Origin of the sequence: Opitutus sp., from assembly GCA_024998815.1 — a bacterium.
In the GTDB taxonomy this organism is placed as follows: Bacteria; Verrucomicrobiota; Verrucomicrobiia; order Opitutales; family Opitutaceae; genus Rariglobus.
Genome location: JACEUQ010000001.1, coordinates 214,904 through 236,050, shown reverse-complemented (window position 1 = coordinate 236,050; position 21,147 = coordinate 214,904). Strand labels below are relative to the sequence as shown.

Annotated in this window: 17 protein-coding genes; 13 read left to right on the top strand and 4 right to left on the bottom strand. The window is 60.6% G+C overall.

Going from position 1 to position 21,147, the window contains the following annotated elements; all coding sequences use genetic code 11:
* Window positions 1-20 precede the first annotated feature (20 nt).
* From H2170_00935 to H2170_00895, 9 genes are all read left to right on the top strand, one after another.
* Window positions 21-2,573 (top strand): BatD family protein, encoded by a 2,553-nt coding sequence (locus H2170_00935; GenBank protein ID MCS6298656.1) that lies wholly within the window; start codon window positions 21-23, stop codon window positions 2,571-2,573.
* Between the two features lie 85 nt (window positions 2,574-2,658).
* The gene (locus H2170_00930; protein MCS6298655.1) at window positions 2,659-3,231 is read left to right on the top strand and encodes a LysM peptidoglycan-binding domain-containing protein; all 573 of its coding nucleotides are present in this window, start codon (window positions 2,659-2,661) and stop codon (window positions 3,229-3,231) included.
* A gap of 5 nt (window positions 3,232-3,236) precedes the next feature.
* A complete protein-coding gene (locus tag H2170_00925; protein ID MCS6298654.1) occupies window positions 3,237-4,151 on the top strand; it encodes a ParB/RepB/Spo0J family partition protein in 915 nt (304 codons plus the stop codon).
* 2 nt (window positions 4,152-4,153) lie between these two features.
* Window positions 4,154-6,043 (top strand): SulP family inorganic anion transporter, encoded by a 1,890-nt coding sequence (locus H2170_00920; protein ID MCS6298653.1) that lies wholly within the window; start codon window positions 4,154-4,156, stop codon window positions 6,041-6,043.
* A gap of 91 nt (window positions 6,044-6,134) precedes the next feature.
* Entirely contained in the window at window positions 6,135-6,518 is a 384-nt protein-coding gene (gene secG, locus H2170_00915) for a preprotein translocase subunit SecG (GenBank protein MCS6298652.1), read from the top strand.
* A gap of 5 nt (window positions 6,519-6,523) precedes the next feature.
* Complete coding sequence (locus H2170_00910; GenBank protein ID MCS6298651.1) at window positions 6,524-7,435, top strand: outer membrane lipoprotein-sorting protein; 912 nt, start codon at window positions 6,524-6,526, stop codon at window positions 7,433-7,435.
* A complete protein-coding gene (locus H2170_00905; protein MCS6298650.1) occupies window positions 7,432-8,136 on the top strand; it encodes an HAD family hydrolase in 705 nt (234 codons plus the stop codon). The genes H2170_00910 and H2170_00905 overlap by 4 nt, the downstream gene beginning before the upstream one ends.
* 100 nt (window positions 8,137-8,236) lie before the next feature.
* Window positions 8,237-8,572, top strand: coding sequence for a ribbon-helix-helix protein, CopG family (locus H2170_00900; GenBank protein MCS6298649.1), 336 nt, complete (start codon window positions 8,237-8,239; stop codon window positions 8,570-8,572).
* Window positions 8,573-8,677: 105 nt separating this feature from the next.
* Window positions 8,678-9,877 (top strand): pyridoxal phosphate-dependent aminotransferase, encoded by a 1,200-nt coding sequence (locus H2170_00895; protein ID MCS6298648.1) that lies wholly within the window; start codon window positions 8,678-8,680, stop codon window positions 9,875-9,877.
* A gap of 317 nt (window positions 9,878-10,194) precedes the next feature.
* Here H2170_00895 and H2170_00890 read toward each other — a convergent pair whose 3' ends face one another.
* The 3 genes from H2170_00890 to H2170_00880 form a co-directional block, all read right to left on the bottom strand.
* Complete coding sequence (locus H2170_00890; protein MCS6298647.1) at window positions 10,195-11,166, bottom strand: adenosine deaminase family protein; 972 nt, start codon at window positions 11,164-11,166, stop codon at window positions 10,195-10,197.
* A 210-nt stretch (window positions 11,167-11,376) separates the two neighbouring features.
* A complete protein-coding gene (locus H2170_00885) occupies window positions 11,377-12,498 on the bottom strand; it encodes an aminopeptidase (GenBank protein ID MCS6298646.1) in 1,122 nt (373 codons plus the stop codon).
* Between the two features lie 754 nt (window positions 12,499-13,252).
* The gene (locus tag H2170_00880; GenBank protein MCS6298645.1) at window positions 13,253-14,071 is read right to left on the bottom strand and encodes a transposase; all 819 of its coding nucleotides are present in this window, start codon (window positions 14,069-14,071) and stop codon (window positions 13,253-13,255) included.
* 1,141 nt (window positions 14,072-15,212) lie between these two features.
* On the opposite strand from H2170_00880, the gene H2170_00875 reads away from it, so the two are divergent.
* The 4 genes from H2170_00875 (at window position 15,213) to H2170_00860 (ending at window position 19,599) form a co-directional block, all read left to right on the top strand.
* On the top strand, window positions 15,213-16,751 hold the full coding sequence (locus H2170_00875; protein MCS6298644.1) for a sulfatase: 1,539 nt from the start codon (window positions 15,213-15,215) through the stop codon (window positions 16,749-16,751).
* A gap of 469 nt (window positions 16,752-17,220) precedes the next feature.
* Window positions 17,221-18,258 (top strand): cellulase family glycosylhydrolase, encoded by a 1,038-nt coding sequence (locus H2170_00870; GenBank protein MCS6298643.1) that lies wholly within the window; start codon window positions 17,221-17,223, stop codon window positions 18,256-18,258.
* 649 nt (window positions 18,259-18,907) lie between these two features.
* Entirely contained in the window at window positions 18,908-19,141 is a 234-nt protein-coding gene (locus tag H2170_00865; GenBank protein MCS6298642.1) for a hypothetical protein, read from the top strand.
* The gene (locus H2170_00860; GenBank protein ID MCS6298641.1) at window positions 19,138-19,599 is read left to right on the top strand and encodes a PIN domain-containing protein; all 462 of its coding nucleotides are present in this window, start codon (window positions 19,138-19,140) and stop codon (window positions 19,597-19,599) included. The genes H2170_00865 and H2170_00860 overlap by 4 nt, the downstream gene beginning before the upstream one ends.
* A 165-nt stretch (window positions 19,600-19,764) precedes the next feature.
* Here H2170_00860 and H2170_00855 read toward each other — a convergent pair whose 3' ends face one another.
* Window positions 19,765-20,469, bottom strand: a complete 705-nt coding sequence (locus H2170_00855; GenBank protein MCS6298640.1) for an RNA-directed DNA polymerase (Reverse transcriptase) — start codon at window positions 20,467-20,469, stop codon at window positions 19,765-19,767.
* Window positions 20,470-21,147 lie beyond the last annotated feature (678 nt).

The following is a 21,147-nucleotide window of genomic DNA, read 5'->3' as shown; positions in this document are numbered from 1 at the left end:
CCGCCGCCCTCCGTCCTCCGATGCTCCGCTCGCTCCTCACATTCTTTACCTTTTTCGCCGTCGGCCTCACCGTATCCCTGCACGCCCAAACGGTGCGCTGGGAGCCCGGCGCGGGCACGCTCGCGCTCAACCAGACCAGCGAACTGAGCTTAATTTTCGAGCAATGCGAACCAGCCGACACGTTCAAATTACCGAGCGTCCCTGGGCTCAGCTTTGTGGGCCAACCCACCCGTTCCACGTCCAGCTCCTACTCCGTGGTCAACTTCAAGGCCACCTCCCTCAAGACCATCACACTCACTTACCAAGTGCGCCCCAACGAGCGCCGGCCGATCCGCATCCCCGCCTTCCAAGTCGAGACCGACAAGGGTCGGCAAACCGTGGCGGCCGCCGAGTTTGAAATCGGGGACGCCACCGTTGGCCAGTCCAACGTGTCCCTCGATTCGATTGTGCAAACCCGCTTCTCGCTGCCAGCGGGTTCAGTCTGGGCCGGCGAAGTTTTCCCACTTATTTACACTCTTAATTCAACCCGTCGTTATTTTTACCAACTCGGCAGCGCAGAACCCGAATGGTCACCCGCGCCCCTGAGCGTCGAGCCTTGGAGCAAACCCGAGGCCACCGAAACCAACGTTAACAACGAGCAGCGCCTCGCGATCACCTATAAAACCCGCGCCTACGCCAAAACTCCCGGCCCGGTCGCGCTCAACCCCGCCACCCAGTTGGTTAACCTCACCACGGGAGCACCCTCCGGTTTCGGCCTGTTTGCACGCCAGAGCCTGGATCAGTTCTCTGTCACCAGCCAGCCCGCCAGCCTGACCGTGCGCGCCCTGCCAGCCCCGGCACCGGCCGGCTTCACGGGCGCAGTCGGCAAATTCAACCTTGAGTCCAAAGTCGTGCCAGCCACCGCCGGTATCGGCGAACCCATCACGTGGACCCTCACCCTCGACGGCACAGGCAACTGGCCGGACATCAGCGGCCTGCCCTCCCGCTCGGTCTCCCGTGATTTTCGTCTCGTGCAGCCCCAGGCCAAGCGCACCAACAAGGACAACGCGCTCTTCGACGCCTCGATTACCGAGGACATCATCCTGATCCCCACCCGCGCCGGCAGCTACACCCTCGGCCCTGTGAGCGTAGTTATATTCAACCCAAGCAAGGGCGCCTACGAAACCCTGTCCTCTCCTGCGGTGACAATCCAAGTCGCGGATACGCCCGCCGCACCCAACGGTCAGCATTCCGCCCCAAGCGCTCAAGCGCCCACGGGAAGCACCGGCCCCCTGAACGGCGAACGCGCAAAGTTACCTGCTGAACGTTCCGCCGCCCCCGCCGCAGCTATTCCTCGCGATCCGCTTCCGCCGTCCGGCACCAGTTCGAGCCCGCTCGCCACCTCCAGCCTCCTCCTTGGCCTGGTCTCCGCCGCCCTCCTGCCCCTCGGCTTCTGGCTCACCCTTGCTCGCCGCCGCGCCCGCCAAACCGACCCGGGCCGCCCCCTGCGCGAAGCCCACGACCGCCTGAGCTCCACCCTGCGCCAACTCGCCGACAGCTCTAAGCTCGAAGCTCCCAGCTCTAAGCTCCCAGCTCCCAGCTCGCAGCTCCTCGCCTGGCAGCGCAACACCGCCATCATTTGGAAACTCTCCGTCGCCGTGCCCACGCCCGGCCACTTCAGCGACGCCACCTGGTCCACGCTGTGGTCCGAAGCCGATCGCACGCTTTACGGCGCGGCGGATCTCCCCACCGACTGGATACAACGCGCGCAACAGGCCCTCGCCGCCCGTCCGCCCCCCGCGTTTTCGACGTGGCAACTGTTCATCCCGCGCAACCTGATCCCGCTCCTCATCCTCGCCGCAGTCGTGTTGGCCGCCCCCGAAAGCCAAGCCGCCGACGCCCGCGACGCCTACGCCAAAGGTGATTTTGCCGCCGCTGAAACCGCGTGGACCACCCAGCTTAAAAACGCACCGACCGACTGGGTTGCGCACCACAGCCTCGCGCTCGCCCTGCTCCAACAAAATCGCGCCAGCGAAGCCGCCGGCCATGCCCTCGCCGCCTTCGTCCAGCAGCCCCAAAACGCCTCGGTTAACTGGCACCTCGGTTACGCCTGGAAATCCGCCGGTGTTACCCCTGCCGCGCTGAGCCCCTTCCTGACCGACGCCCCGACCGCCACAGTGGCCCGCCTCGCCTCGCCCACCCAGTGGCAAGCCGCGCTTCTCGCGTCGGCCTGGCTCACCGCGGTGGCCCTTGCATTGAGGATTTATGCCGCTTACCACCCCAGCCCGAAATCCTGGCCTCGCTGGCTGGTGCGCAGCCTTTTTGCCGCCTCAATCCTACTGGCGTTTGCCGCCGGGTTGAGCCTGAAAACCTATGGCTCACTCGCCGATGCCCATGCCGTGGTGGTGGTGAAGCCGACCACGCTGCGCTCGATCCCCACCGAGCTGGACACGCCGCAAAAATCAACCCCGCTGGCAGTCGGCGTGGTGGCGTCCACCGACAAAACGTTCCTCGGCTGGCGCCGTCTGGGCTTTGCCGACGGGCAGACCGGTTGGGTCCGCGCCGAGACTCTAGTCCCGCTCTGGCAGCCCTAAAATCGCTTACCGCTGAACCGCTTCTGAAGTGGGTCCGGTTGCTAGGTCTTGTTTTCGCCAAAAAACTTCCGCAACGTCTGGCCTCATGTTGAAATTCCTCACCTGGGGCGCCGGCCTCGCCCTGATTACCTTCACGGCCCAGGCCCAGCAATCGGTGGGCGTCGAACTGGCCAACCTGCGCGAAGACGTGCGTATTCTCACCCAAAAGGTGGGCTCGCTCACGCTCACCGTCGAAGACCTGCAGCGCGAGAACGCGACGCTACGCACCCAAACAGCCAACGCTCACTCCAACGCACAGGCCTACGCCACGGTCCAGCAACTCAACGATGCCGTCGCCAGCCTGGACCAGGCCATCAAGTCGGGCGATGCCGCCGCTTCTGCAACCGCCGCCGCACAGATCAAGAAACTCGGCGAGGCGACCAACGCCGCCCTCGACTCCATCACCAAGGGCCAGGCCCAACGCGTGGCCACCGCCCCAAGCTTCACGCCCAACTTCCCCTCGGAAGGCACCAGCTACACGGTTCAAAAGGGCGACACCCTTTCGATCATCTCCCGCAAAACGGGCGGAAAACTTTCCGACATTATTAACGCCAACAAAATCACTGATCCGTCCAAAGTGCGCGTCGGTGACACGCTCTTCATTCCTGGAGGCAAATAAATCTCATGTGTGCAGCTCCCAAATCTCGTCTCGGTCGTGGTCTAGGCGGCATTATTGCCGCCGCAGTTACGGCTAAACCCCCAGCCCCGGCACCTTCTGCCACCGTGCCGAGTTTCCCCGGCTTTGCCGAAATCGCCGTGAGTTTGATCGTGCCCAGCCCCTATCAGGCCCGCCGCGAAATCTCGCCCGCGCAATTATCCGAGTTGGCCGAAAGCATCCGCAGCGAAGGCCTGCTGCAGCCGATTGTGGTGCGCAAGGCCGGCGACAAATATGAACTCATCGCCGGCGAACGCCGTTGGCGCGCCTTTCAGTTGCTTAAAATCAAGACCATCCCCGTGCGCTTGCACGAGGCGAGCAACGCCTCCTCGGCCGCCCTCGGCCTGATCGAAAATCTTCAGCGCGAGGGCCTCAACCCGCTCGAAGAAGCCTACGGTTACGCCAGCCTCATCCGCGACTTCGACCTCACCCAGGAGGCCGCCTCCGAGCGCGTGGGCAAAGGCCGCGCCTCCGTGGCGAACGCCCTTCGCCTGCTTTCACTCGATGCCGAGCTGCAGGGCTATGTCTCCAAGAGCATCATCTCGGTGGGCCACGCCAAAGTATTGCTGGGCATCGAAGACCCCGCCCAACGCGCCCTGATCGCCCGCCGTGTCATCGAGGAGGGATTGAGCGTCCGTGCCACCGAAAAGCTGGTGCAGGCCAAAAAGGCCGGCGCCCCCGCTCCTTCCGCTCAGTCTCCCGCGGTCCGCAAGCTCGCCGCCTCCGACGCCTCCGCAGTCGCCGGAATCGAGAAACGTTTAACCTCCCACTTCGGCTCACGGGTCGCCCTTCAGCACACCCCGAAAAAGGGAAAAATCGTCATCGATTACGCGGGCAATGACGACCTGCAGCGCATTCTCGAAAAGCTCGGGATCGAAGCCTGACGATGGCCACACCGACGGATGCCTCCGCCCTGGATAATATCCAGCGGCACTCGCGTCGGTGGTTGAGTGAGCGGTTCCCGCTGCGCGAAGAGCTGGCGAATTATAGCTGGGCAAAGTTAAAGGCGGACTTTGCCGCCGGCGCGACCGTCTCGCTGGTTTCCATTCCGCAGGCGATCGGGTTTGCGCTCATCGCCGGTCTGCCGCCGTTGATGGTGATCATGGCTGCGGTGGTCGGCGGCTTTGTCTGCGCGCTGTTCAGTTCGTCCCGCCACATGGTGTTCGGGCCGACCAATTCGGTAAGTATCATTTTGGCGGCGACACTGCATTCGCTCAGCGGTGGAGCCCTGTCTGCCGCTGAATTGGCCCTGATATTGGCGCTGCTCATCGGGGTGTTTCAATGCATCGCCGGCCTGTCGCAGATGGGCAAACTCACGCAGTTCATTTCGCGCTCGGTGATCATCGGCTACGGAACGGCGATCGGGCTGCTGCTGGCGGCCGGCCAGATTCCCCACCTGCTCGGCACCGCAGTGGAGCACGGCAGCACGCTGGATTCCCTCAAGGCGGCGGCGCAGCACCTCATGCAGTTTGCGTTCAACCCCTATCCGTTGGCCATGGGGGTAGTTACCCTGCTCGTTTTCTGGGCGCTGGAACGCTTCTGGCCACGGATTCCGGTGGAGTTGATCGGCCTCGTCGCCTTATCGCTGATCACTCAGCACTTCGATTTAAAGGTGCTGGGAATCCAGACCATTGAGGACGTGGGGGCGCTTACGGCTGCATTGCCCTCGTTTATCGGAATCCCGTTGAGCCAATCCGATTGGTCGGTGGTGCCGCCGCTGCTCAGTGCCGCCCTCGCCATCGCGATCCTCGGTATGCTGGAGGCCATTTCCATCTCGAAGACGCTGGCCTCGCAATCGGGCCAGCGCCTCGACGCCAACCAGGAGTTGGTTGCGATGGGCTCGGCGAATATCGCCAATAGTTTTTTTGGAGCGATGCCCGGTTCGGCCTCCTTTGCCCGCTCGGCAGCCAACCTGCAAAGCGGGGCGAAGACGCAGGTCTCCGCTTTGCTCAGCAGCCTACTGGTGCTCGGCGCGCTTTTTTTCGTGGCCCCGGTGATCAACTCAATCCCGGTTGCCTGTCTTGCCGCCCACCTGATTCGCATCGGCCTAAAAATGCTCAACCGTGAGCAGATTCGCATCTCCTGGCGCGCGACCCGCTCCGATGCAGTCGTCTTCGCCGTAACGCTCTGCTCGGCGTTTTTCCTGAATTTGGACACAGCCATTTATGTGGGCGTAGGTGTCTCGCTGGCGCTTTTTCTGCGCAAGGCCAGCGCTCCCGCCTTGGTGGAATACGGCTTCAACGACCAAGGCCAACTCGCCGAACTCAATGGCGGCAACCAACGCAGCAACGCGGCGATCTCTATTGTGCACGTTGAGGGGGAATTGTTCTTCGGAGCCGCAGATTTGTTTCAAGAACAAGTCCGGCTGCTGGCCGATAACGACGGCCTCATCGTGGTCATCCTGCGCATGAAAAACGCCCGCCATCTCGATGCCACGGCGGTCATGTCCTTGCTGCAACTGCACGCTTACCTCCGCAAAACCGGCCGTCATCTGCTCATCAGCGGCATCAATCCCGACGTCGAACAAGTGCTCAGGAAAAGCGGTGCGCTCAAGACGGTCGGCGTCGAAAACATTTTCCCCGCCGAGGCGAACCTCACGATGAGCACCAAACGCGCTTTATTGCGCGCCTCGCAACTGCTCCAGCAAACCAACTCAAAGCCGCAGGCCGGTGTGCGTATTTTTTACGACCGCAACCGCGACAACACCACCGGCGTCGATGCCGCCAGCCCGGTAGCCAAAGGCGACCACGACAAGCCGGGCGATTACCAGATTTAGCCGATCGCCCTGATTCCAGCCCATCGGCGGGATTCCTAACTTCCGACGATTGACAACCTACCGGCGCTTCGGCTCTCTGACCGTTTCCATCATGGTAAACATCCTTATTTGGCTTTTCACGGCTGTCCTCATTCTCGTCTCCGTGTTCATTGTCCTCGTAGTGCTGGCGCAGAAAGCCAAGACCGACGGCGGCATGGGTGCGGCCCTCGGTGGCGGTGCCACTGAAGCGGCCTTCGGCGCTGATACCGGCAACGTCTTAACGAAGCTCACCATCAACGCCGCCATCCTGTTCTTCGTGCTCACGTTCGGTCTGTATTTGGCCAATATTTACGCATCCAAGCACGCGAAGACCACCGAAGGCCAGCTTCCCACCATCGCCGTTCCAGCAGCGCCCGCCGCCGCTCCGGCGCCTGCTCCGGCCGCCCCCAGCGTAGCCTTGCCGAGCGCAGTTCCGGCCGAAGCCGCCAAAAACTGATTCGCGTGTACCTCGCGTCCCTTCGGACGAGTCATTCAAGGCAGACGACTTTGTTCGCCTGCCTTGTTGTTTTTAGCGCGCTGACTCCACTCGAATCGTGGGGCCAATCCAAACGTTACCGCCCACCGGCTCGATACGTGCAATTTGGTCAGCCCGACCAAGGCGAGGGCCGTAAAATCCTCGAAAACTTCCGCCTCCAGGGAATCTCTGGCGATTACTTCCTGGAGTTTGAACTCCACGTATTGCCCCGGCGCGGCGAGACGCACGTCGTCAAGGGAGGTCGCCTCTGGGGCAGCCGCAATGAAATCGGTCCGGTCTCACGCGTGGAATTACCCGCCGTCGAGGGCGCTTCCGCCCGCCGCCTGCTCGTGCAAAACGGCGCCACCGGTTCCGTCTGGATCGCTGGCACTGCGGCCACAGCCACGCTCCCCGGCGCGCTGGATCCGTCCGCCTTGTTCGCTCCGCTCGCGGGCACCGACCTCACCGCCTTCGACCTGCAGATGCCATTCCTTTATTGGAATGACTTTGTCTTCGAGGGTGTCGCCCCGGTTCGCGGCCGCCCCGCCCACGTGTTTCTCGTTTATCCGCCGGCCGACATCGTTGCGCTCAAACCCGAACTGAGCGGAGTCCGCGTTTATTTGGATACCCAATTCGGCGCCTTGGTGCAGGCCCAGCAAATCGGGACCGAGGAACGCGTTCTGAAATCCATCACGGTGCTCGACCTCAAAAAGGTGGACGATCAGTGGATGGTAAAAACCATTGATTTGCGCGACGAGGCCACGCGCAACAAAACCCAGTTTGTTGTGACCGGCGCGGCCCTCGGCCTCGATTTTTCCGGCGCACTATTTGATTCCACCGCATTGGGCGGCGCCATCACACCACCACCAGCCGAGCGTATCCACCGCCTCACACCATGAGCACACGACCCAATTCGTCTCCTGAACGTTTGACTGGAATTCGCGCGGTCATTTTCGACCTCGATGGCACCTTGATCGACTCAATGCCGCTGGTGATGCGGGCCTTCGCCCACGCGTTGGCGCCATTTAGGCCTGATCTGGATATGGCGGGGATTTTCCAGCGTTTGGGCGGCCCGCCAGAACGCACCTTTTTGGAGCTCATCGGCGATGAGGCCAAAGCCGGTGAAGCCCTGCGCCGACTGGAGTCTTTTGGCTTCGAAAACGGCTCTCTCGTGCAGCCCTTCGATGGCATGAGAAGCCTTCTGGAAATGCTGCACTCCAGCGGGCTCCGTTTGGCGATCTGGACGGGCCGCGATCGGGGTACGACCGAGTCGCTTTTAACCGCCCACAATCTCGCCGGATTTTTCACCACCGTGGTCTGCGGCGATGACTTACCGACGCACAAACCCCACCCGGGCGGCCTGCTGGAGATTCTCGCCCGCCTCGATGTGCAACCGCACCAAGCGCTCTATTCCGGTGATGCTGATGCCGACGTACTCGGTGGAGCCGAAGCGGGCGTGCGCACCGTGCTCATCCACCACGGCCGAGAAGTCGAAACGTCAATTGCCACGCGCGCCTGGCAGGTCGTCGAGACACCGCCACAGGCCTATGCACTCATCGCGGCCGCGCTAGAGACGCCCGCCTCCACGCCGAGTTCCTGAAACCCGTTGGTTTTAAATTTTATTGAAGCACCCAGGCTGTTTAGCCTTGGTCAAAACGAACTTTTCCCTGCTATTGGGATCTTAACTAGACCACTCTTCCATGGCCAAAAAAACCACCCCGCCTCCGGCACCGCTCACATTTGATCTCCCCGTTTCGTTAATCGACAAGATCGAAACCCACCGCAAAAAGCTCGGCCTCAAGAGCACCAGCGAGGTCATTCGCCATGCGATCAGCCAGTTCGACATCAGCCTCTACGAGTCCGATGCGCCCGAACACCGCCAGATTTCGGTTCGCCTGCCCGCGCAGACCAAGGCCCTCCTCGTCAAGGCCGCGAAGAAAAAGAAGGTCAGTGTCGGCGAACTGCTGCGCGTGGCCATCGATACCCTGCCCGCCAAGAGCGCAGTGGCCGTCGCCCCGAAGAAAAAAACCAAATAACCACCGTCGTCAGCGGTCAATTAGCCGCCAACTTCCAGGCAAGTTTCCGCTGTCCGCGGGGCTTGCCTTTCTTATGTCCGCATTTTTTGCTCTCCTTTTTAATTCATGAGCCAAGCACCTGCTCCGCTTTCCACCTGGGCCCTTAACGTATCGCCTTCGCCGACGCTTGCCGTCGATGCCAAGGCCAAGGCACTCGCCGCTGCAGGCGAAGATGTCTGCGGCTTTGCCGCCGGCGAGCCCGACTTCGACACACCCGAGCACATCAAAGACGCGTGCATCGCCGCGCTCAAATCCGGCAAGACCAAGTATGCCCCCACGCCCGGCATTGAGCCCCTGCGCCAGGCCCTTGCCGACAAATACCTCGCCGACTACGGCCTGAAGTATGCCCCCTCACAGTTCATCGTTTCCCCGGGCGGCAAGTTCTCCTGCTACCTCACGATCCTGGCCGTCTGTTCCCCCGGCGACGAGGTGATCATTCCCGCCCCGTTCTGGGTCAGTTACCCGGAGATGGTTAAACTGGCCGGCGCCACGCCCAAGCTGGTTCTCGCCGATGACACCACCGGCTTCAAACTCACGCCCGCGCAACTGGAAGCGGCGATCACCCCGAAGACCAAGCTGCTCATCATCAACTCGCCGTCCAACCCGACCGGCGCGGTTTACACCAAGCCCGAGCTGGAAGCGCTCACCGCCGTGGCGCTCAAGCACAACCTCTACATCATGTCGGATGAGATCTACGAGCATCTCACCTATGATGGAGCCAAGCACTACAGCCCCGCCTCGTTCAGCCCCGAAGCCTTTGCCCGCACGATCATCGTCTCCGGTTTTGCCAAAACCTACGCGATGACCGGCTGGCGCCTCGGCACCACGGTGGCCCCTGCGCCCATCGCCAAGGCCATTGCTGAGCTGCAAAGCCAGATGACCTCCAATGCCACGACCTTCGCCCAATACGGCGCGGTTGCCGCACTCAAGGAAAAGGACAAAACCGACGCCGCGCTGAAAACCATGCTGGTCGCCTTTGATCGTCGCCGGAAATTCCTCCACGCCGAGCTCAACAAAATCCCCGGCATCAAGTGCCTGCTCGCCGAGGGTGCGTTTTATCTGTTCCCCAACATCTCCAGCTTCGGCCTGAGTTCGGCCGAGTTCTGTGCCCGCCTCTTGGAGACCGAGAAAGTCGCTGCGGTGCCAGGCAGTGCGTTCGGAGCCGAAGGCTACCTGCGCCTCAGCTACGCCACCAGCGATGAAATCATCGCCAAGGGCGTGAGCCGTTTGGCCAAGTTCTGCGCCACGCTCAAGCCGGTGGCCTGAGGTTTACTCGTCATAGCCCCACTGGCTCAGTCGGCCTCAAGTCCGGCCCGGTTTTTACCGGGCCGGACTTTTTTTATCCCTAAAACTGTGTTCCAGACCTTGAGCTCACGCTCAAGGCCACGAGGAGTTTTGCCTCAGCTTAGCTCGCTCCCGTGGCCCTGAGCGTGAGCTCAGGGAGTTTTTTCGGTCCATGCCCAGACCTTGAGCTCACGCTCGAGGCCACGAGGAGTTTTGCCTCAGCTTGGCTCGTTCCCGTGGCCCTGAGCGTGAGCTCAGCGAAGTTTTGCCCGTGGGCTCACCTTGACCGCGAATGAGGGCTACCCGCTGACCACGCGCTCGATCTCGGCTAGCATCGCCGCACGGGTTGCCACAGGCACGTCGGCTACCGCCCAGCCGTTACGGGCCAACTGGGCCAGCTCCCCTCGGGTAAACCCCGCCTCGGTGGCAAGTGCGGCGTATTCGCCATTGAGCGTGTTGGCGAAAACCAGCGGGTCGTCGGTACTGACCGTGCAGCGCACACCCGCTTGCAGGAGCGTGCGCAACGGGTGCGCGGCAAGCGACGGGACCACACGCAGTTTCACGTTACTCAGCGGGCAGACATCAAAGGTCACTCCGCGCTCAACGGCCAGCGCCACAACCGCCAGATCTTCGATGGCGCGCACGCCGTGCTGGATGCGGGTGGAGCCGAGTTGCTCGATCGCCTCGCGTACGCGGTGCGCCCCGTCGAACTCACCCGCATGAACCTTGGTGACCTTACCCGCAGCCCGTAACCGGGCCCACACCGGAGCAGTCCACGCCTCGGTTGGGGTGGCTTCGTTGCCGTGTAAATCGACGCCGGCGAGCTCGTCCCAATTCACCAGACCATCGATCACCGCCTGCATCGGTCCCGCGTAATCGGTGCGGAGCATGCCGGCGAAAAATCGCACCTCTAGTCCGGGCGGAACGGCGGCGCGCAGGGCGGCCAAAATCTCGCGAGGGGGCGTATTGATAAAGCCGCCCACCGGCAGGTGAAAACTGGTCTCCACGTAGCGCACGTTTTGCGCGACTTGTTTGGCGAAAATCGCCGTCGCTGCTTCGTAATAACGTTCCGCTGAGACAAACCACGGCAGGGCGTGGCCAAGAAGTATTTCGTCGAACGCGGGGAACGAAGCGTAACGGAAATCAGCCGCGTGAAAGTGCGGAGATGCGGGGTAGTTATCCGGCTGCCACGCATTCAGCAGTTCGTAAGGCAGCGCGCCTTCGATGTGCAGGTGCGTCTCGGTCTTGGGGAGTGATTGGATGAAATCCATTAAAACCAGGTGCCCACGGAATACACGGAACACACTGAAAAAAGAGTTCCGATTTCCGTGTATTCCGTGTGTTCCGTGGGCAAAAAAACGGGATCGATTAGCCCGATCCCCATTCCGGACTTAGCGAGTCTTCGGCTCGACTTCGCGGTTAAAAACTCCGCTCTGCCGCTCTGCCTTCGTGTCATTTCGTGTGTTTCGTGGGCAAAAAACTCACTTCTTCCCGAGCAGGTATTCGGGGTTCAACTTGTGCAGCGACTTGGGCACAAACAGGCCGTCCTTGCGGATGAGTTTGCCGTCGAACCAAACTTCGCCGCCACCCCACTCGGGGCGCTGGATGCTGACCATGTCCCAGTGAACTTGGGACTTGTTGCCGTTGCCCACGCCTTCGTAGGCCTGTCCGGGGGTGAAATGGAAGGAACCGGCGATCTTCTCGTCGAACAGGATGTCGCGCATCGGCTCCAGGATGTGGGGGTTAAAACCGAGGGCGAATTCGCCGATGAAACGCGCGCCGGGGTCGCTATCCAGAATCTCGTTGAGGCGCTTGGTGTTGTTAGCGGTGGCCTCGACGATTTTACCCTTTTTGAAAACCAGGCGGATGTTATCGAAGGAAGTGCCGAGGTAAACCGTGGGGGCGTTGTAGGAAATGACGCCCTCGACGCTGTCCTTCACGGGGCAGGAAAACACTTCGCCATCGGGGATGTTGTGGCGGCCGCCGCAGGTGCGTGAGCCGATGCCCTTGATCGAAAACTTCAGGTCGGTGCCCGGGCCTTTGATGTGAACCTGGTCGGTTTTGTCCATGAGCGCCTTGAGCGCGTTCATGCCGGGGATCAGGCGGGAGTAGTCGAGCGTGCAGACCTTGAAATAAAAGTCCTCGAACGCCTCGGTGCTCAGCCCGGCCTGCTGGGCCATGGCTGAAGTCGGCCAGCGCAGCACGACCCACTTGGTCTTGTTCACGCGGTGGTCGAGCACGGGCTTCATGAGCTTCGAGACCAGTTGGACGCGGGAGGAAGGGATGTCGGAGTTTTCGAAAATATTATCCGAGCCACGCAGGGCGATGTAGGCGTCCATTTTCTGCATACGGGCATACTCGATTTCGACCTGGGGCGCGTATTGAGCCTCCTCAGCACCGAGCATGAGCTCGCGGGTGACGCGGGCGCGGTGGAGATTAACGTATGGCAAGGCACCGAGGGCGCGGGTGGCGCGGATGAGGGCGATGACCACGGCCTCGGGGACGTCAAAGGCGTCGATGAGGACGCGTTCGCCCTTTTTGAGTTCGCAGGAAAATCCGGTGAGGCCCTCGGCGAGTTGGGTGTAACGGGTATCGGTGATCATGGAGTGGGAAAAGCGAATGCCGCGAGGCGCGCAGGCTCGCAAGCGTATTGGGCGGTATCCGCCTCCGAATGTAGCGCAAAAGCTGAGGTACTCCGATCAAGGCATTTTTGGAGTTTTTTTAGGCTGCGTTGGCCAAGGGAGAACCGCGCTTGGCCAGTGAGGCTTGGTAGCGTGTTTCGTCATAGGGGACGTTGTCTTTCCAGCAGCGCCACAGGATACGAATCCATTTGAAGGCCAGGGCGCGAAGGATGGCGTGGTGCCCCTTGCCGGCGGCTTTTTGGCGCTGATAAAACGCATGGGCCCAAGCTCAACGCAGGACCGTCTGGCCGGCCCATTCCACGAAGGTTTGACGCAAGAACTTGGGTGCGGCCCAGCGCCAATGTACCCAGACCCGAATGGCGCTTAGTTAAGGGGTGTTATCGTCAATTTCTGACGCCGAGAAGTGGATACGCGCATTTCGTGGCGGGGGCGGGTGAGTAATTGATAGGATTTGGGGCGGCGCTTGACCGCCCGTGGTTCGCTGCGGTCCGGGCGAAGCGGCACGGGGGCGGAGGCGAGGGCCAGCAGTAGATCTTCCTAGCGCTGCGACGCCTTTTTATTGTCCGGACTGTATAAAGGGGCAAGGTGCGCAGGACGCCGACGGTCCCTTTGAACGACATGCGTAGCGGAGGCACATCATGTTGTTTGGCTGCTTCAAGCATCCGGGCGCGGATCAAGTTGCAAGCGATTGTCTGGACGATGATTTCACGCTCGATCATCTCCGGGGTTTTGGTGCGTAACACATCCAGGCCAGGGTGGTTTTGATGTCGCGAAAAAAAAGTTCCACCTGCCAGCGGCGACGAAACAGATCGGCCAGAACCGAATCCGGATAGGCAACTTCGTCGAGCAGCGTGGTGACCAAGCCAATGTGTTGGGTGCGGAAGCCTGGGATCACGACCTGAAAACGAACCACCCGCAGCTGGAGGATCTGCGGCAGTTCGTCCCACTCATTTTTATCTATGCGCTTGTTCCACTCAGGTTTGCGCCAAGTAACCAGTCCTGAATCCGACTTGCGGGCTTGATGCAGGCGCAACACGCTCCCATCGCTCACCCGCTTGGCCACCAGTCGCAGGAGTTGGCGATGCGGGATCAAATCGAAGTAGCTCGATAGGTCCGCGTCCACCACCTCCACCTTTCCGCTCAGCAGGGCCTCTTTAACTTTGTCCATCGCCTGATGGGTCCGGCGTTTCGGCCGGTAGGCGTAGGAGTGGTCATGGAAGTCCGCCTCCCAGATGGGTTGCAACACGATCGCCGCCGCACTTTGCACCACACGGTCTTTTACCGTGGGGATGCCCAGCGCACGACGTTTGGTCCTGGCCTGATCCTTCCATATATAGACGCGCAGGACCGGACTGGGTCGGTAGGTTTTCGTTCGCATTTCCTCCGCCAGCGCAAGCAGCCATGCCGCCCGATAGGCTTCGTTCTTTGCGAGCGTTTCCACCTCGAACCCGTCCACTCCCGGCACGCCGTCATTGGCGATCACCTGATCGAGCGCATCCGACAGAATGTCCTGCCGATACAGCTCTCCATACAAACTATAGAACCGCCAATGCGGCTCCGCTTTTGCTTTCCGATATAGCACACGTTGCAGCTTCCGAACCTTCGGTGACGTTTTTATCCAGAGTTCATCACCCCAGCCATCGTCGGGTCCTTTGCCGCTCTGTGATGCGTGGGAACAAGTGCCCTCCCGTCGCTCCCCGGCGGTTTTAATGTCCGCCAGATCATCACTACTATGGAGGTCTCCGACTCCTGCCACGGCCCGTCCGGCCTTACGAGGTTTTGCCGCGCTTGTGCCGGTGGTTGAGGCATCGCAAGACGCCCCACCGTGGCAGGTCTCACCACTTAACCTAACATCCTTTCCCAACCCGCCGCCCCCGCTGACTCCGCCAGTGTGTTGATCGGACAGCAACGATTTGGGTCCTACGTCCTTGCGAGACTGCCCTGCCCGACCCTGACAACCTTCACCGTTTGCGTAGCGGCTCGGCTCACTAGGATTTGCGCTTTCGGAGCTCATTGGATGGGGTTCATCTTCATTGCGGCTGACTGGTTCGGGCACACGGTCGTGCTTTCCGGCGAGGCCTCGCGGCCTGCATCCGTGACCGGACCCTTCGACCGCGAATCGTTAAATTCGGTCGAACAGACTTTCACTGTTATGGTTGTTAGTTTCATGGTCGCACACGCAAAGTTCGCAAAGCATTACAAAGGAGTGCTTTACTTACGCTTCTTCGCGTCCTTGCGCCTTTGCGTTAAAGCCTAAAATCGAAACGTGAATGGTATAATATAAAGGCCCCTCGACGTTTTCGGTGGGTCGCCCCCAATCCTTTGGCCACAAAAAACACAAAATGACACAAAAACTAAGGCCTCGATCCATTTAACCGCGAAGGCTCGCGAAGTTGCGCGAAGACGGACGCAATCATTTGTTATACCACTTTGCATTCATACGAATCAAAACCCACCTACCACTGCGCCAACCAAGTCTGGCGCGACCAGCCGGCCAAGCATCCATCCACGGATTTTAAACCGCTAATGAACGCTAATATACGCTAATTAATGAGCGAGGAATCCTTGTTTCTTTAGCGTCCATTAGCGTTCATTAGCGGTTAAAAAATCCGGCGTCTTGATTTCGCTTTAGCTACCCACTGGAACGGGCGAAGAACCAACATAAAAGACCCAACATGAATCAAATAAAACGGTTAGCCGTGGCGCTCCCCACCTCCTTTCCTCTCCTCGGGTTGCTGCTCGCCGGCCTGTTCGTGCCGCTCCGCGCCGCGGATCGTCCGCCCAACATCATCTTCGTGCTGGCCGATGACCTCGGCTGGACCGACCTGGCCTGTTACGGGAGCAAATATTACGAGACGCCGAACCTCGATCGGCTCGCCGCCCAGGGCATGCGGCTGACTAACTACCACGTTTCCCAGAACTGCGCGCCGACGCGCGGGGCGCTGCTGAGCGGCCAGTATAGCGCCCGCACGGGGATGTACACGGTGGGCAGCACCGACCGCTTCGACTGGTCGAAACGCCCGCTGCGTCCGGTCGACAACGTCGTGAACCTCCCGCTGGACCGCGACACTTTCGCGGATCAGCTCAAGAAGGCCGGCTACGCGACCGGCATGTTCGGGAAGTGGCACATCGGCGAGGGCGGCCCACTGCATCCGGCGAAACGCGGCTTCGACGAAGCTCTGGTCACGATGGGCTTGCACTACAAATTCAAGGTCAACCCGCCGACGGAATACCCGGCCGACATCTACCTGGCCGACTGGCTGACGGACCGGGCGGTGGACTTCATCGCCCGCAACAAGGACCGGCCTTTCCTGCTCTATCTGCCACACTTCGGGGTACACACTCCGCTCCAAGCCAAAGCCGACCTGACCGCCAAGTTCAAGGGTAAGCCCGGCGTCGGCGGTCATAACAGCCCCACCTTCGCCGCGATGATCGCGAGCGTCGACGAAAGCGTCGGCCGCGTGATGGCCAAGCTCGAGGAGCTCAAGCTTGCGGAAAACACCGTGGTTATCTTCTCAAGCGACAACGGCGGCGTCGGCGGCTACGACCGGCCCGACGGGCTGATCCGCGAACCCGGCTATGAAGCCAAGGTCAAGAAGGCGAAGGCCGCGGACGAAGAAGAAAGCGGCGGCGGCATCACCGACAACACCCCGCTGCGCAGCGGCAAAGGCAGCCTCTACGAAGGCGGCGTCCGCGTGCCGTTCATCGTCCGCTGGCCCGGCAAGGTCGCAGCGGGCGCCGCGCTCGGGACGCCGACCGCGCACGTCGACCTCTTCCCCACGCTGCTCGAACTTGCCGGCGCCGCCAAGCCGCGCCAGGTCCTCGACGGCGAGAGCCTCCTGCCGCTGCTGATCGGTAAGTCGTCGGCCCTGAAGCGCGATGCGATCTTCCAGCACTTCCCCGGTTACCTCGGGTCCGGCCCCGGTCTCTGGCGCTCGTTGCCGGTCAGCCTCGTCCAGATGGGGGATTGGAAGTTGATGGAATTCCTCGAGGACGGTCACCTCGAACTGTACAACCTCAAGGACGACCTCGGTGAGACCAAGAACCTCGCGGCGACAAACCCCGAAAAGGCCAAGGAACTGCACGAACGCCTGATCGCCTGGCGCAAGTCGACCAACGCCCCGATGCCGACGTCCAGCAAGGCCGATGCAGCCACGAACAAGGCCGCGCCGACGGCGCCGAAGGTGCACGCCAAGGACCGGGGCGCCATGTAAGACCCATAGCTTAAACGAACGGGGCTATTTTTAACGCAAAGCCGTAGAGTCTAAAAGTTCGCAAAGTATTACAAATAAATGATTTCCTTGATTTTTTTTCGCGTCCTTGCGCCTTTGCGTTAAAGCCCAAAATCGAAACATGAATAGTATAGCGCGCAAACCTATGGGGTCAGGGCGCTGTTTGTGGATTTTCGCAAGCTGTGCTGGCCTCGCGCTACTCGCTGCCTGCCACTCCCCCACCCCCAAACCGCAGCCGGCACCGGGGCTCACCGTCCAGGCGGGCTCCCCAACCCCCAAACCGCAGCCGCCTCCCGGGCTCACCGTCCAGGCTGGCTCCCCCACCCCCAAACCGCAGCCGCCTCCCGGGCTCACCGTCCAGGCTGGCTCCACCACCCCCAAGCCGCAGCCGCCTCCCGGGCTCACGGTCCAGGCGGGCCAATTTTACCGGGCGGGTCAGCCGTACCGCGCCGTGGGGGTTAATTACTACGATTTGTTCACCCGGGTTGCCGCCAAACCCGCGAATGAGTCCTCGCTGTTGGGGTTGGCGCAATTGGCCCAGGCCGGCGTGCCTTTTGTTCGTTTCAACGCGGGCTGTTTTAGCGCGGCGGACTGGGCGCGTTACCTCGCCAACAAGGAGGCGCATTTCGCCCAAATGGATCGCGTGGTGCAGGCGGCCGAGCAGAACCACATCGGCCTGATTCCCTCGCTGTTTTGGAGCACCTTTCTTAACAAAACGGTGGACGAGCACAAACAAGCCTGGGGCGATCGCAACAGTCGCACCCTGGCAATCATGCGTGACCACACGCGGGAAGTGGTGACCCGCTACAAAACCTCGCCGGCCATTTTGGCCTGGGAGTTTGGCAACGAGTGGAATCTCCAAGTCGACCTCCCCAACGCCGCCGACCTGCGGCGCCCCGGTGAGGACGCGAACGACGACCTCAAAAGCACCCAACTCGCCGTGGCCCTGGCTGAATTCGCCGCCGCCGTGCGGGCAGTGGATAGCACTCGTCCGCTCATCACCGGCCATTCGTTGCCCCGGCCCGCCGCCTGGAACAACACCGAGAATAATAGCTGGAAGGCCGACACCCTGGAGCAGTGGCGCGCGGTGCTGCCACGCCAGAACCCGACGGGCTACGACACCGTGAGTATTCACATTTACGCCGACGAGGAGGTCTCAAAACTCGGTGGCCAGTGGACCAAAAGCTGGGCCGACTACCTAAAACAGCTGAAAGCTTATGCGACCGAGACGCGGCGCCCGCTTTTTATCGGCGAGTTCGGCTTGGCGAGTAACGGCAAATTCACCCCGGAGAAGGTGAAGACGGGCTACCGCGAACTGATACCGGCGATGGAGGCGGCGAAGGTGGATCTGGCGGCGGTTTGGGTGTTTGACCTGCCTTCACAGAAAAAAGACTGGAGCATCACCTTCGACAACGACCGCGCCTACATGTTGACGGACGTGATCGAGGCCAACCGGCGCTGGTCGGAGACCAACAGCAAAGGTAAGTAAGGGATGTGGGGAAAAGCTGAAAAAACCTGATATGCAGGGACTTGAACCGCGATTCAATTCGGACGACACGGAGGTCGTCCCTCCCGCCCCGACTCGTTCTCGTTCTCCTACTCTTACTCGTTCTCTCGTTCGTTCGTTGCCCTCCCGCTCTCGCCAATCCAGACGACACTGAGGTCGTCCCGCTCAATCCGTCGCTTTTACCCAACGATAACCAGCAGAACCTCGTTTTGTTTCGTGCGGGTGGGCACCACCATTGAGTCTAGGGCCTCCTGACGCCTGAGTGGAATCTTCGTGACGCCAGTATTCCGTTTAAAGGCGTGGCCGAGGGGATCGACTCGTTCTCGTTCCTCTTAATCTTTCTCTTTCGTCAGGCTCTTTCGCTAATCGCCGTTAACGACACAAAAAGCTATTCCACAGGTTTTTATGAAATTTATTTGTCGGCCTAATACGGATTCAGAGGGAGAAAGATTAAGATAAAGAGGAAAGAGAAAGATAAAGAGGAAAGAGAAAGACACGGAGTCCCTACTGGATTCGTCGGGGATGGTCTCACCTACATTCCGCATCCAGTCTCTCGCCTCGTAGGGGCGTCAGGATGTCTGAGTCTAGGGCCAACACTTGACGTTACACCCCTACCCCCTACTTTTTTGACATGGTAAAGACTTTAGTCAGTCGTAAGGGGCAAACCACCATTCCAGTCGTGTTTCGCAAGCGTTGGCACGCCTCACGCGTCATCTGGACCAGTAACCCCGATGGCTCGGCATCCGTGCGCCCCGCCCCTGATGTGATGGCGCTGCTGGGTCGGGCCGGTTCAGCACAACCGCGCAACCCGCAGGAGCGGGAGTTGGCCGTAGATGCGATCGGGGCTGAAAACAACGCCCCGTGAAACGGATCCACCTTGATGCCAACGTCATACTCCGATTTTTGCGCAATGACGATCCGCTACAATCCCTGCAAGCCGCTGCCCTGTTTCAACAGGCGCAGGCCAGTGAAGACATCGAACTGATCGTCTCCGCGATCACCGTGATGGAGGTTTTTTATGTGCTGAGCCGAGCCTATGGACTCCCGCGCGCCGAGGCGGCCCGCATACTCGCCGAATTTCTCCATACTGGCGTGGCCACCTGTCCGGAGGATGAAATCGTGCTGGATGCGTTGGCACGGATCACCGGCCAGAAAATTTCTTTTGGTGATGCCTACCTCGCCGCCTCGACCGCTACGGATAACGCGGAGGCCGCCAGTTTTGATCAAGGCCTACGGAGTTTTAGCGACGTTCGCCTTTATCGCTGGCAGAGCGGTGAAATCAACGCTCCTCCCCCTCCAGGGTCCGAGGATCATCGTCGGTGATGGTCGTAACCACGACAGGTTGTGTGACGGGGATGTCCCGTAATACCAACGTCTCTTCGCATTTAGACTTTTGATCGGATGGGCTCACGGGGATTGCGCCCCGTGAGCCTTCCACACCACCGGACGTGCGGTTTTTCGCATCCGGCGGTTGAGTCGGAGGACGACCTATGTCGTCGCCGTTTCCCACGGCAGGGTAAACCCGTAGCGTTTCAGCGTCTTGTTCTTCAGCGCACTCGTCATCACCCAGTGCCAGGCGATCGCCCACGCTCCTTTCGCGCTGTAGGCCATGCCGAGGATTTCTCCCCGCAGTCCCAGCCGCTTCAGGGCGTTGAGTCGCCCCCTTGGGTGGTGCCATCTTTGCCAGAAGCATTTGCGCATGTTGCGGCGTATCCAGCCAGATAGGTCGGTCACATCCCAGCGCCTCTCGGTCAGCCGGAAGTAACCCCACCATCCGTTAATGTATCGCAGCCACTGCTCTCGTAGCTCCTCGCTCGTCAGGCTTTGGCGTGCGTCCCACAGTTCCCTGACTTTGGCCTTGAGGCGGTCCACGCTTTTCGGCGCCAGCCGAATCGTGCCGTCTTTTTCCAACCGGAAGCCGAGCAGCGCGGTCCCATCGCTGGGACCACTGCCACTTTTGGCCCGGTTAACCGGCAGCTTCAGCTCGCGTTCGATCCACGCGATCACGCTGGCCTCCACCCGCTGCGCCGACCTCGCACTTGCGCAGAAGATCGCGATGTCGTCGGCATAACGCACAAACGACAGCCCGCGTTTCTCCAGCTCGGTGTCGAGCGGATGCAGGTAGATGTTGGCCAATAACGGCGAGAGAGGCCCGATTGTCGTCAGTGTCGAAATCAGATTGTCGTTGAACACCCATTGCCTCGGGGACTTCTGGCGATCCGCGTTTCTCCTTCTCTTCGGCCCTTCGCTCCTCCCGCCGTTAAGCGGGTATCTTCACTACTACGGCCTCTGCTGACTCCTGCCTCGCTTTCGCTTGGCAGGCCTCCCCGGGTAAGGTGCGTGAACTCTCCATCCGCGCCGTCAGGCTCTACCCGATGCGTCTTTCGGTGACGGTTGGACTTCGCGTTTCCTAGCACGCTTGTCGCCCGCATCGCGGCCTCTCTGCCTGTTCGTGTTCCTACGGTCGGACTTTTGCCTCCTCCTTCTTTCGTGCTGAGTGCCTCGCGGCTCCCGCCTTGGTCTTGGCTACGGTTGTTGTCACTTTTCCCGAACATTTCGTTTCATGTGTTTAGTTCACGCCCATGCCGGGCACACGAGGGACGACCTCCGTGTCGTCTGTGGCCGAAAAAGTAGCGCAGACTTCCATGTGAGCGGCGAGCGGGAAAGCGTCTATTTCTGGCGGTTAGGAATTCACTTCTTCTTCGGTGGATCTTCTTCCCATTTTAAAGAGTGAAACTCTTCTTCAGTGGGTGGGTTTTCTTCCCTGTCCGGCTGGGGATATGGGGGATGCGAATGGGTGGAGATTGAACCGGCGGGACGCTTGGCGGATGCACAGCGATGCATCCAACCGGTTCACGCAAGTGTTTGCAC